General features: G+C 55.2%; 16 protein-coding genes. 10 read left to right on the plus strand and 6 right to left on the minus strand.

Translation table 11 applies throughout. The annotated features are described in order from the left end of the window. The 10 genes from ACZ495_RS05590 to ACZ495_RS05635 all read left to right on the plus strand — a co-directional run bounded on the left by ACZ495_RS05590 (position 1) and on the right by ACZ495_RS05635 (position 5,159). Positions 1-882 (plus strand): hypothetical protein, encoded by an 882-nt coding sequence (locus ACZ495_RS05590; protein ID WP_464262806.1) that lies wholly within the window; start codon positions 1-3, stop codon positions 880-882. Between the two features lie 81 nt (positions 883-963). Continuing rightward, positions 964-1,329, plus strand: coding sequence for a hypothetical protein (locus ACZ495_RS05595; protein WP_464262807.1), 366 nt, complete (start codon positions 964-966; stop codon positions 1,327-1,329). Positions 1,330-1,353: 24 nt separating this feature from the next. Beyond that, entirely contained in the window at positions 1,354-2,079 is a 726-nt protein-coding gene (locus tag ACZ495_RS05600) for a hypothetical protein (RefSeq protein WP_464262808.1), read from the plus strand. Positions 2,080-2,198: 119 nt separating this feature from the next. Then, entirely contained in the window at positions 2,199-2,591 is a 393-nt protein-coding gene (locus tag ACZ495_RS05605) for a hypothetical protein (protein ID WP_464262809.1), read from the plus strand. After that, a complete protein-coding gene (locus ACZ495_RS05610; RefSeq protein ID WP_464262810.1) occupies positions 2,584-2,976 on the plus strand; it encodes a hypothetical protein in 393 nt (130 codons plus the stop codon). Before ACZ495_RS05605 ends, ACZ495_RS05610 begins: the two co-directional genes overlap by 8 nt. Further along, the gene (locus tag ACZ495_RS05615) at positions 2,973-3,707 is read left to right on the plus strand and encodes a DNA cytosine methyltransferase (protein ID WP_464262811.1); all 735 of its coding nucleotides are present in this window, start codon (positions 2,973-2,975) and stop codon (positions 3,705-3,707) included. The genes ACZ495_RS05610 and ACZ495_RS05615 overlap by 4 nt, the downstream gene beginning before the upstream one ends. Before the next feature lie 199 nt (positions 3,708-3,906). After that, on the plus strand, positions 3,907-4,062 hold the full coding sequence (locus ACZ495_RS05620; protein ID WP_407844468.1) for a hypothetical protein: 156 nt from the start codon (positions 3,907-3,909) through the stop codon (positions 4,060-4,062). Between the two features lie 2 nt (positions 4,063-4,064). Next, positions 4,065-4,445 (plus strand): hypothetical protein, encoded by a 381-nt coding sequence (locus ACZ495_RS05625; protein ID WP_464262812.1) that lies wholly within the window; start codon positions 4,065-4,067, stop codon positions 4,443-4,445. Continuing rightward, positions 4,442-4,909, plus strand: coding sequence for a hypothetical protein (locus ACZ495_RS05630; protein WP_464262813.1), 468 nt, complete (start codon positions 4,442-4,444; stop codon positions 4,907-4,909). The genes ACZ495_RS05625 and ACZ495_RS05630 overlap by 4 nt, the downstream gene beginning before the upstream one ends. 46 nt (positions 4,910-4,955) lie before the next feature. Then, entirely contained in the window at positions 4,956-5,159 is a 204-nt protein-coding gene (locus ACZ495_RS05635) for a helix-turn-helix transcriptional regulator (RefSeq protein WP_072311295.1), read from the plus strand. On the opposite strand, the gene ACZ495_RS05640 is transcribed toward ACZ495_RS05635, so the two are convergent. From ACZ495_RS05640 to murC, 6 genes are all read right to left on the minus strand, one after another. Next, positions 5,134-6,324, minus strand: a complete 1,191-nt coding sequence (locus ACZ495_RS05640; RefSeq protein ID WP_407844471.1) for a tyrosine-type recombinase/integrase — start codon at positions 6,322-6,324, stop codon at positions 5,134-5,136. The genes ACZ495_RS05635 and ACZ495_RS05640 overlap by 26 nt on opposite strands. A 249-nt stretch (positions 6,325-6,573) precedes the next feature. Continuing rightward, positions 6,574-7,884: a cell division protein FtsZ gene (gene ftsZ, locus ACZ495_RS05645; protein ID WP_012624748.1), complete on the minus strand. Its 1,311-nt coding sequence runs from the start codon at positions 7,882-7,884 to the stop codon at positions 6,574-6,576. A 53-nt stretch (positions 7,885-7,937) separates the two neighbouring features. Next, positions 7,938-9,173 (minus strand): cell division protein FtsA, encoded by a 1,236-nt coding sequence (gene ftsA, locus ACZ495_RS05650; RefSeq protein WP_072311297.1) that lies wholly within the window; start codon positions 9,171-9,173, stop codon positions 7,938-7,940. Positions 9,174-9,224: 51 nt separating this feature from the next. Then, positions 9,225-10,112 carry a cell division protein FtsQ/DivIB gene (locus tag ACZ495_RS05655; RefSeq protein WP_012624746.1) on the minus strand — a complete coding sequence of 296 codons (888 nt, stop codon included), beginning with the start codon at positions 10,110-10,112 and terminating at the stop codon, positions 9,225-9,227. Further along, positions 10,097-10,987: a UDP-N-acetylmuramate dehydrogenase gene (murB, locus tag ACZ495_RS05660; RefSeq protein WP_012624745.1), complete on the minus strand. Its 891-nt coding sequence runs from the start codon at positions 10,985-10,987 to the stop codon at positions 10,097-10,099. The genes ACZ495_RS05655 and murB overlap by 16 nt, the downstream gene beginning before the upstream one ends. Then, positions 10,980-12,353 (minus strand): UDP-N-acetylmuramate--L-alanine ligase, encoded by a 1,374-nt coding sequence (gene murC, locus ACZ495_RS05665; RefSeq protein ID WP_012624744.1) that lies wholly within the window; start codon positions 12,351-12,353, stop codon positions 10,980-10,982. The genes murB and murC overlap by 8 nt, the downstream gene beginning before the upstream one ends. Positions 12,354-12,391 lie beyond the last annotated feature (38 nt).

Consider the following 12,391-nt stretch of genomic DNA (forward strand, 5'->3'; position numbering starts at 1 on the left):
ATGTCACAAGCACAGACAACAAGTCTCGCTGAATTACGCGGAGCAGCCAAGCCCATTGATCCGGCCATCCGTGCCGGGTTCGATACAGTGGGCGGGTTCGATCTTATCCAGCGCACCGCGAAGCTGTTCGCGAGTTCTAATATCGTGCCGACGCAGTTTCAAAATAATCTGCCGAACTGTGTGATCGCCGTGGATATGGCTCTGCGCATGGGAGCCAATCCCCTGATGGTTTGTCAGAATCTCTATATCGTCCATGGCCGCCCAGCGTGGTCGGCGCAATTCCTTATCGCCACCATGAACCAGTGCGGGCGGTTTTCTGCCATCCGGTATGAGTTCCAGGGCAAGCAAGGTACAGACGAATGGGGTTGCACGGCCGTAGCCACAGAACTGGCGACCAAGGAAAAGCTCGAAGGCCCGCTTATCACTATCGGCCTTGCCAAAAAGGAGGGCTGGTACGGCAAGAACGGCAGCAAGTGGCAGACAATGCCGGAATTGATGTTGCGCTACCGGGCTGCGGCCTGGTTCGTCAGGGCCTACGCGCCTGAAATCGCTATGGGCCTGCAAACTGCAGAAGAGGTTAAAGACACCTTCGATCTTGAACCTGCTGAAAACGGCACATACAGCGTTACAACCGATAGCATCAGGCAATCACTGGGCAAGCAGGATGAAGTGATCGACTTGGCCACGGGCGAGGTTACGCAGAAAGAACCTGTGCCGGATGAAACACCTCCGACAAAATCCAAGGCAGGCAAAGCCCAAGCCCATGCCCATGCCGCCCCCGGCGAAAGCACCTTCCCCTGCCCCCGTAAGGATAACGCGCCCGTCCCCGATGAAGACTGTTTCTATTGCCCTGAACGCGACGGTTGCCCCTCGCGCGCGTAATTTCCCCTCCCTACCCTCCACAAGCCCGCGGCGTTCCCATAGCGTCGCGGGCATTTTTTATAACCGCAACGGAGTCACCACATGATTGAACTCAATGTTTCTACCCTGTCCCAAGGCGGAGCCGTAGAACGGTTTCAGGACGAACTGACGCGGGTCATAGCCAACATTACCGATCCAAATACCCCAGCTAAAAAAGCCCGCACCGTCACCCTCAAAATGACCATCAAGCCCAACGAACAGCGCAACATGGCAGAGGTCATTGTAGCCACATCGTCCACGATTTGCCCGGCTAATCCCATTGAAACCAGCATCTACATCGGGGCAAACCCCAAAACCGGAGAAATCGGCGCTTCGGAAATGGCCAGCGGTGAAAACCCCATGCAAAGCATTTTGCCCGGCACGGAATCGGCCATACCTGGAAAAATTACAAAATTTGCAAGCAATTAACCAACCATCAAAAAGGAAGAAGAAATGTTGAAAGAACTTTACCAAGCCATTCGTGGTGACGCCGCTCCCATCGTGCTGGAAATAGAGGGTCGCACCTACACCAGTAAAAACGTTGTAGCAGTATCCACCCCGACGCCCGCAAAGCTCACTGTGTCCACTCTCACCGGGCTTGTGGATTACATTAAGTCCAATGTGGACGGATTGAACGTGTCCAGCCTGCTCTGCCATGTTGAAAGCCCGTCGAAGGTCACGCTCAATTCCAATCTGCTCGGTGATTTTGCTGACCGTGCCGCCTTCCTCGCAGCAGAGCTTCACCAACTTCAAATTCCGCTTAACAAATACCTGGACGCCGAAACGTTCAACATCCTGCTGCAATCCTGCTTCGCTGATTCGGAAGACCCCGTGAAGCAAGGTACTGACCGTGGGATTGTCCTCAAATACGTCGCCAACGTCAAAACGACTGTTGAAACCGGCATGGCTGACGATGGCGTTTCCCAAACCGTGCAGGCTAAGAAAGGCATTGCCAGCGTGGAAAACGTGGTGCTCCCCAACCCTGTCACACTGCGCCCGTACCGCACCTTCGTTGAAGTTGAACAGCCTGCCAGCAAGTTCGTCTTTCGCGCCCGCGACGACGACGGCATGGAATTCATGCTGGTCGAGGCTGACGGCGGCGCTTGGCGTGGCGAAGCCATGAAGAACATCAAAACATTCCTCGAAGCGGCTGTGCCCGGCCTGAACGTCATCGCCTAGCCCCCTCCCTCACCCCATACGACAGGCGGCATCTGGATGGTGTCGCCTGAAATTGTGTGGTGAATCACGGTAGCAACCCCCAACCCGCGCCCGCCCGGTTCGTAGGCGGGCCATAATTTATGAGCAAACACAAATTTGAACCGTTTGATAGGGTTCTGGTGCGGGACGTTTACGGCGTGTGGAAACCTGACTTTTACGGTTATTCATGCCCCGGATTCACCAACGCGCATATGCTTGCAAGCGGGGTTAAATATCCCGAAGTCCTGCCCTACACCACCGAAACAGCGCACCTCATCGGCACCAGCGACCCCTACGAGCCGCCCAAACCTCCGCATGAGTACAAGTGGGGCGACAAGGTGGAGGTGAAGGTGGATGGTGCATGGATGCCAGCAGTTTTTATGGAGGATGATTGCAGCGACGACATCCCCATCTGTGTGGTGATTAAGCGCTTGTGGGAAGTTATCTACGTTGAACGCGAAAACATCCGCCCCCTGGAGCCGTCCCATGACTGACATCACCGTTACCCCGCTGGCCCGCAGTCGCAACCTGACCATCATCGCCGTGCGCCATCCCGAAGACTTTCGGCTGACACCTGAAAACTGCGGGGCTATGGCGATTTTCGCGGAACGGCTGCGAACGCTGGACAAGCAAGACGCGCGGCTCAGAGCCGAGCGCGACAGGCTGCGGGCGGAACGCGATTGGCTGGCGGGGTCTATGGCCGAGGATGGCTGTCCGTACCTGGCGTTCTGGGCAGACCTCGACGAGGACATGCGGCCAGATTGGTGCATCTGCACAGACACTGCGGACGATGGCTTTGATTGTACTGGCGATCCCAAGGAGTGCTGGCAGCAAGAAGCCGCCCGCCGCGCCGTGGCTGCGGGCGAGGGAGTAGCATGACCTTTCTAGACCTCTGCGCAGGCATAGGGGGCTTCACGATGGGGCTGGAATGGGCAGGGATGGAATGCAAAGGGCAGGTGGAAAAAGATGAATTCTGCACAAAGGTTCTCGAAAAAAACTGGCCAGACGTTCAACGGTGGCGTGATGTGTGCGAATGCGCTGCCTCTCCGGACCTCCTCTCGACAGTTGACCTTATTGCCGGCGGATACCCTTGCCAGCCTTTCAGTCTTACCGGGAAGCGCAAGGGCAAGAGAGATGACCGCCACCTCTGGCCGTTCATTAAGCAGATCATTGCCGCTAAAAGGCCCACTTGGTGCCTGTTTGAAAACGTTGCTGGGCACGTCACGATGGGCCTCGACGATGTGCTTTCTGACCTGGAGGCCCTTGGATACTCCGCATGGGGCATGCTTATTCCAGCTTGTGCCGTCAACTCCAAGGATAGACGCGGACGGGTTTGGATTTTGGCCCACACCTTTGGCAGCCAACTACAAAGGGGGCCGCTTGAAACCACGCCGCGGTGTGACAAAAAAACAAGCCCTTACGAACAACTGGCAGGATTTCTGCTCACTGGTGATCGGGCATCGGTATCCCTCGCCAGAGCTTACAGAAGCGGTCATGGGGTTCCCAACGGGGCACACCGAAATAAAGCCCTAGGGAATGCGGTGAAACCACAAATGGCCTACGAATTAGGCTGCGCGATTATTGCTGCGCACTACGGGAGGGAAGAATGAAGCTTATGCACTTGGGGCTGTCCAGAGATGGGCGGACAAACCGTTGGAAAATCATATGTGCATGCAGCGCTGAAATACTCCCGCCCACAACGATCTGCGCAAAACAACGTATTGAGTGCAAGAAGTGCGGCGCAATTATTTGGGCAGACTACAACGCGCAAACATTGTCATTAGTAAGTGATGATAAAGAGCCCCAGCCATGCCCGAACTAATCGCCCTCACTGTTCCCGGCATTGTTTTATGTGTTGGTGGTGTGCTTCTTGATGAACCGATTATGGCGAAATGGGGCATCAGATTTATTTGCCTGTCACTATTTATTATCGCTGTCGCTGCGTGCTTGCGAATTGGAGGATAACCATGCCCGAACTGAATCCGTGCCCGATCTGCTCATCGTTGAGCGTCGGGTTATGTCCCGGAGAGGATGAAATAACGCATGAAATATACAACCAAGCATTCTGCACAAGCTGTGGCGTCAGCGGGCCTAGGGTTTTTGCTGATGAAATATCCGCCATCGCCGCTTGGAACTCCATGCCCAGCGCCCTGACGTGGACCACGGAGCCGCCGAAGGTGGCGGGATGGTATTGGTGCATGGATATAGATAAATCTGAAGGGTATCCCATAATTTCGTATTATGACGATTGGGCCATATCCACGGTTCTGCCAAAGATCAATCAGGGCAAGGTGCGCTTTGAATGGGCTGGCCCCATCCCCACGCCGCTAGAACCGGGGGAATCATGACGACAGCACCTATCCCCCACGCCATCCAGCACCGTGACACCCTGCTGGCGCTCACAGTTATGGAGGCGGCCTTGGGCATCCTGCTCAAAATTGCCAAGCCCGGCAGCAAACTGGCAGGCAGCCTTGCCACAGTCCGCAAATGGGTGCGCGAGTGCATTAAAGACCTGCTGAAAAAGAAAAAGCCGTCTGCCGGAACAGAGCGCGACATGCGCGCCATAAGCCAAAAACTTGGCGAGTTCATGATGTGCGAAGGCAACGGCTTGGACATGTTCAAAAGCTGGTCGGCGCAATACTGGACGGGCTTCACAATGTTTTTGGACGCCCGGCGGCGCTGCACAGATTTCACCATCGGACGCCCCTGGGGCTGGCTTGAACGCACGGGATGGTCGTTGGGCTACCTGCTGATGGAGCTTGCTCCCGGCTGCGATGTGGCCGGGACGGATATATTTTTGGATCTAGCGTGATGATGCCCGCCCCCAGCAGCGGGACGGCCTTCAAAGGAGAGTGTATATGTATCAAGAAAGACAGGAGCGCCTGATCCGGGCGCCTGAATTCATGGAGCTTCTGGGTATAAAAAAATCAAAATTCTATGCAGCAAAAAAGGAAGGCAAAATCCCATCGCCAGTTTCTCTCACAAAAAGATCCAAGGCATGGCCTGCCTCCACAGTTGAGCGCGTGATTGAAGATATCAAATCCGGGCAACTTTCGCTTTGAGGGCGTCCAGATGATCAGCCCACGCTTGCAACATGCGCCGCCTCTCGTCCAGATAGGCGGCGCGGTTGTATGCCGCCCTCACCCTGTCTGCAGGTGCATGCGCAAGCTGTGCCTCGATAGCATCAGGATTCCAGCCAAGCTCGTTCAGAATTGTAGACGCCGCTGAGCGGAACCCATGCCCCACGATTTCCCCTTCTTTATAGCCCATAGTGCGCAGAGCATTATTAATCGTATTCTTTCCCATGGGGGTATCCTTGCGCCCACGGCAATATGAGGGAAAGACCAGTTCAAACTTCCCCGTCACGGGCCGTAACTGTGCCAGCACTTCCAAGGCTTGGCGTGACAGCGGGACAAGATGTTCACGCTGCATCTTCATTCGCTCAGATGGGATCCGCCACACACCGCCCTCAAAATCCACTTCTGCCCACCTCATACCCCTTATTTCTTGCGTCCGGCACATGCACAGCAAAAGCAACTGCATCGCGCATCGAGTTGTGATCATCCCGTCATATGTATCAATTTTTACAGCCAACTCCCCTACTTTTACCGGGTCTGTGATCGCGGGCATTCTGGCTTCCTTGAAAGGGGCCAAGGCACCACGCAGATCACGGCAAGGGTCAGACTGTACATAGTCACAAGCCACCGCAAACCGAAAAATACGGCTGACCAGTCCATGTAGGGCGTGCGCTGTATATGGTGAGATGGAAAATTCAATCTGCCGACAAAAGGAAAGTACAACTCCTGGGCTGACGTCAGCAATGGGCATACTGCCAAAAGATGGATAAATTTTTTCAGTAAGGCGGGACTTTGTCTTGGCCGTATGCGCGTCTGTCCACAAACCAAGTTGTTTCTGAAGCCATTCTTCTGCCACGCTCTGAAATGATAATACAGCCTGAGGTGCAGGAGACCGCTTAGCAGCTGATGGATCAACCCCATTACGCAAAAGCTCCCTGGCCGCCTGAGCAGCTTCACGGGCCTCTTTCAGTGAAACGGATGGATAAACTCCAAGGCTTATGCGCTTTTCCTTGCTATCGAACTGATATTTAAAACGCCACCATTTGCCACCTTTTGGAGACACTTCCAAATATAGCCCACGTCCATCGGTATAGCGCCGAATCTTGCCTTCTGGCTGGATCGCCTTGATTTGTTTCTCTGTCATCGCCATTTGGGGCAACTCCTGCCGTAACCGTTATCTGTTGCCCCAATAGTTGCCCCAAAAATGTCATGGCTGTCAACGGAACTCAACGGACTACAGCGGACTGCAAGGCAAAGAAAAAGCCCGCAAAACCCAGGTTTCACGGACATCAGCGGAGCGTAACGCCCCGCACTGGGAGGCCCCCCATGGGCCTCCCGGCGGGCATTTCAGGGCCGAAGAGGCAAGCCCTGAAAATCTTATATCGGACAGGTCGACTGCCTAGTCGGCCTGCGTACGGATAAAGGTAGGAATTTCGAAATCATCCTCATCGTACGTAAAGTCTTCCTGGCCGGGGTTATGTGCACGACGGCGAGCGCCCTGGTTGACGACTTCACGCTTGAGCAGATAAGGCGGGCGGTTGCTGTTTTCGTCATACCAGCGTTCTACTTCAGAACGGCGCGACGTGCGCGGCAGGCGCCCTTCACCCATATCGTGCTCTTCAGCGGGCTGCTGAGCCAGACGGCCCATGCGGCGCGGTTCGGCCATGACGGCGTCAGGACCAGGCTTGCGGAAGTTGGTCACAGTGGCAGCCTGCGGTTGTTGGCTCTGAATGACCTGAGGAGCCTCAATACCGGTAGCAATGACGGTAAGCCGGATCTCATCGCCGATATTGTCATCAAACACAACACCAAAAATGATGTTGGAGTCTTCGGGTGTGGCATCGCTGATGATGTCGCCGATCTCTGCGATTTCTTCAGCCGTAATGTCTTCAGGAGCGGTGATATTGTAAAGCACAGCTTTGGCGCTTTCCAGTGACACATCTTCGAGCAGGGGACTCATGATGGCACGCTGAGCAGCCTCCCGGGCGCGATTTTCGCCAGAGGCGATGCCCGTTCCCATAAGAGCCAGCCCCGCCTCAGACATGGTTGTGCGCACGTCCGCGAAGTCCAGGTTGATAAGACCGTCGCCCACGATCACATCCGAAATGCCTTTGACGGCATAGTAAAGCACGTCGTTGGCTTTCTGCAGCATTTCAGCAAAAGGAGCTTTTTTGGGGGCAAAAGCCAGCAGGCGGTCATTGGGAATGGTGATAAGGCAGTCCACGTGCTGCTTAAAGTCTTCAAGCCCGGCTTCAGCGGCACGCTTGCGCTTGGCGCCTTCAAAGCTGAACGGCTTGGTGACCACGCCCACTGTGAGCGCGCCCATTTCCTTGGCAGCCTGGGCCACTACCGGCGCAGCGCCTGTACCGGTACCGCCGCCCATGCCGGCAGTAACAAAAACCATGTCTGCATCGCCGATGGCTTCACGAATGGCATTGACGCTTTCCACCGCGGCTTCACGACCGACAGCAGGGTTTGCGCCCGCGCCAAGGCCCTTGGTGAGCTTTTCACCCATCTGCACTTTTACAGAAGCGCCATTCTTGGCCAGGGCCTGCACGTCTGTGTTGGCGCAGACAAACTGCACACCGCGCAGACCGGAGGCTATCATGTTCTGCACCGCATTACCGCCGCCGCCGCCAACGCCTATAACCTTGATTTTAGCGTTGCTGGACAAAGACGTGTCAATATCGTCCACGATCGACTGAGACATAGGTTCCTCTCCTGTTTTACCCTGTCCTCAAATGCCCGTTTGAGGTCGTTTGTTTAAGAAATATCAGCAAACCACTTCTTCATGCGAGCCAGCACGCCATCAAAGACGCCGCTCTCACTTCTGGTGGTGAACTTTTTTTGGCCGGAAACTTCTTTCTCTGCACCGTAGCGCAATAAACCCACTGCTGTGGAAAATTTGGGACTATTCACCACATCCTTGAGGCCGCCCACATTGCGTGGATACCCGATTCGCGTGGGAAGGTTGAAAATCTGTTCGCCCAGTTCCTGGCAGCCTTCCATAAGGGCCGTGCCGCCGGTGAGCACAACCCCTGCGCCGATCATGTCCTTGTAGCCCGAGCGCACCAGTGTCTGGTCCACAAGATAGAGGATTTCCTCCATGCGCGGCTCGCAAATTTCAGCAAGTACCTGACGCGACAGACGGCGTGGCTCACGCCCGCCCACACTGGGAACTTCGATAAATTCATCATGCCTGACAAGGTCGGCCAGTGCGCAGCCATACTTGAGCTTGATCTTTTCAGCCGAGGCAATGGGGGTGCGCAGGCCAAAAGCGATGTCGTTGGAAAGGTTTTGTCCACCCAGGGCCAGAACGGCCGTATGCTTGATGGCATCATTGGCAAAAACAGCGATATCAGTGGTGCCGCCGCCAAGATCTACCAACGCCACGCCGATTTCGCGCTCTTCCTCAGTAAGTACGGCCTTGGCCGAAGCCAGAGACTCAAGAGCTATATCAGACACTTCAAGCTGGCTACGGTGGCAGGAACGTACGATATTCTGCGCCGAAGACACCGCTCCGGTAACAATATGAACCTTTACTTCAAGGCGTACACCGGCCATGCCCAGAGGGTCGGCAATGCCGCGCTGGTTATCAACGATATATTCCTGCGGCAGGATGTGGATAACCTCGCGGTCAGCGGGAATAGCCACGGCTCTGGCGGCATCCAGTGCGCGCTCAATGTCTCTTTGCGCGACTTCGCCGCCCTTGACGGCAATAACGCCGTGACTGTTGATGCCCATGATGTGGCTGCCCGCAATACCCACGTAGACGGAGTGGATTTCGCAGCCCGCCATGAGTTCGGCATCTTCCACAGCCTTGCGTATGGACTGCACGGTCTGTTCAATATTAACCACCACGCCTTTGCGAAGGCCGGTAGAAACGCTGGTGCCGATGCCCACCACATCAACAAGGCCCGACTCAGTAAGTTCACCCACCACCGCACAGATTTTTGTGGTGCCGATGTCGAGACCGACGATGAGCTCGGACTTATTCATGCCATTCTCCTAAAAACGCCTGTTCTTCACACTCGTATAATTCACGCCGCATCAGTTATGCACGGCCTGATTAAGCAAAACCCATACATTGCCGTTAACTGCCCGAACTTCACGCACATTGCGCAGTTCATGTCTCCGGGCCAGATCGCCCAAAGTCACTCCCAGCCGGGCCAGGTTGCCTTCCCAATCATCAGTCGCGATGGAAAGGCGCATCTCCCTGTCTTCCAGGTACACTTCAAGGCCTCTGCCTGGACTCAGGGTAATGGAGGCAATAGCTCCTGCCTCCACTGGCAGTATACCGTTCTGGATGTCTTTCATCAGGCGGGCGAGAAAGGGGATGGCGTCTTCGGCCCCAGGTTCCACCCGCAAGGTGGGGAGCGACAGGAAGTTCTTGCTTTCCACTGGCGCGATAATCATACCGCGCTCATTGGCATAATACAGGGTACCTTCCTTGTGCACCCAGAAGGAGGGCATCCGCTCCTTCAGCTTTATCACAAATCTGTCGGGCAAAAGGCGTTTTACCGAAACTTCCTCTACCCAGGGGGTCTGACGCAGATTGCGCTCTACTTTGGCGATGCTGACGGCCAAGCTGTTGTCGCCCTCTTTAAGATCGCCGTATTGCAGCACCATATCGCGTGAAAGACGAACGTTTCCGGCCACATCCACATGACGGGTGATAAAAAAATCGCTGGTTATGGCCTTGTTGTACAGCCACAACGATGCAAAGCACACACCGGAAAGCACGGCCCCCAGGCCAATCAGCAGCACAGTAACGGCAACCAGGCTTTTCAGTCCGCCCAACCCGCGCAGCTTGCTTAAAATCACAGCCATAAAGGCTGGCATACGAAACTTTGCGTTTTTTTTGCCTTTGCCCGTCACAGTGGCGCGCGTATACGCGTTGCGGGACCTGCGGGCGCTTTTTTTCAAGGAAAGAGGCATGGAATAATCCTGACTTCGGGCTCAAGCACGACACCGAACCGTTCCCGCACAGTTTCTCTTGCCTCTTGCAACAAGGCCAGGGCCGCTTTTGCGCTGCCTCTGCCCTCATTAATCATGAAGTTGGCGTGCAGGGTTGAAAAGGCCATGCCGCCCATTTTTTTTCCTTTGAATCCCGCCTGATCAAGAAGTTTGCCGGCAGGCAGTTCCGCAGAGGGATTTTTGAATACGCAGCCAGCGCTCCAGGCCGTCACAGGTTGTTTAGACTTTTTCTCAAAAAAGTTGTGACGCATGCGATTAGTGATGCCATCCCTCGCTGCTCTGGTCAAGCCAAATGTGGCTTCCAAGACGATAAAATCATTCTTTTTCTCATCAATACACAGGCTGCGGTAGGCATACTGTAGCGCGCAGGATGCAACAGCGCGTACTCCATCGGCATCAACTATTTGTAAATTTTCAATTTTTTCGCATACTTCAACACCAAATGAGCCCGCATTCATAGCTACGGCCCCACCAACGGTACCCGGTATGCCCACAAGCCCTTCAAGCCCTGCCAAGCCCTGCTCCGCGCAAAAACGCAAGAGCCTCGGCAGGGGCATTCCCGCTCCGGCGCGCACAAGCACCCTGCCCTCTTTTTCACCAATCACCTCTGGTCCCTGCATAAAGAGCGGCCGTATCAGAACCAGGGGCAGGTCGCCATCCTGGGCCAGAATATTGCTTCCGGCCCCCAAAACGACCGGGGTTCCTCCCAAAGCGCGCAAACGGCGCGATAATGGAACTATATCCTCGGGGCCTTCAAGAATCAGCTCTGCAATTGCTGTCCCGCCAAGGTGCAGCGTTGTACGCTGGGCGAGTTGTGGCGAAGCGATTTCACGCATGATCAAGCCCTTCCAGCCATGTCGGCCCCAAACGGGTGATGTTGCCCGCCCCCAGGGTCAGCAACACATCCCCTTCCTGCAGAATATCCGGCAATGCCCGGGCAAGGTCATCCAGCGTCTGAAAATATTCCACAGGCGTTGAGGATACCTGGCGAATCCCCTGCGCAAGACTTTGCCCCGAAACACCGGGGATGGGATTTTCAGAGGCTGCATAAATTTCCGTCAGCAGCAACTGGTCAACATTGTTGAAAACCTTGCAAAACTCTCCAAAATGGGCTTCGGTGCGGCTGAAGCGGTGCGGCTGAAACGCCGCCACGATACGCCGCCCTTCGAAAACCTGGCGGGCAGTGGCAAGGGTCGCGGCGATTTCAGCAGGATGATGGCCGTAGTCGTCCACCACAGTAACTCCCTGTTTTTCGCCCTTGAATTCAAAGCGACGCCCCACACCCTTGAATCCACACAGGCCCGCGGCACACTTTTCAAAGCTGATACCCACCTCCATGGCTGCACCGATAGAGGCAAGTGCATTGAGGATATTGTGGCGACCCGGCTGCGGCAGACTGACTTCGCCCAGTTTTTCATCATGCAGCCAAACCTGAAAGCGGCTGATCCGACCGCTTTCCAGTGGCACAGCGCGCAGGGCGTTATCCTCGGCAAAGCCATAGGTAAGCACCGGACGTTTTACCTGCGGCAAAAGTTCCAGCACGCCGGGATCATCTCCACAAACAATGTTCAGGCCGTAGAACGGCACATTGTTCATGAACTGCACAAAGGCACTGTTTATGGCTTCCCGCGTTTTGTAATGGTCCAGATGGTCCTCGTCCACGTTTGTCACCACGTTGATGATGGGCAACAGGCAAAGAAACGATCCGTCAGATTCGTCGGCCTCGGCAATCAGGTATTCCCCATGCCCAAGATGGGCATTGGCCCCGTAAACATTAAGACGCCCGCCGATGATGACAGTGGGATCAAGACCGGCTTCATCAAAAATCGAGGCAGTAAGCGATGTGGTCGTGGTTTTGCCGTGCGTACCCGCAATGGCAATGCCCTGGCGCAGACGCATAAGCTCGGCCAGCATTTCAGCGCGGGGGATAATGGCGATATTGCGCTTGCGAGCCTCCACAAGCTCGGGATTATCATCGCTGATGGCTGTGGACTTGACCAGCACCTGCACGTCTCCCACATTTTCTGCCGCATGCCCGACCGCAATACGCGCACCCAGGCTGCGCAGATGCCGGACAACGGCAGAATCGCTCATATCCGAACCGGAAATTTCGTATTTGAGATTGAGCAGTACCTCGGCAATGCCGCTCATACCCGCGCCGCCAATGCCCACCATGTGGATGTGCCGGATCTTGCTGTTCATGCGTTACCTTTAAAGAATGTCTAGATAATCCACAGGCG

The sequence above is a fragment of the Desulfovibrio sp. GTC20076 genome (assembly GCF_055385905.1).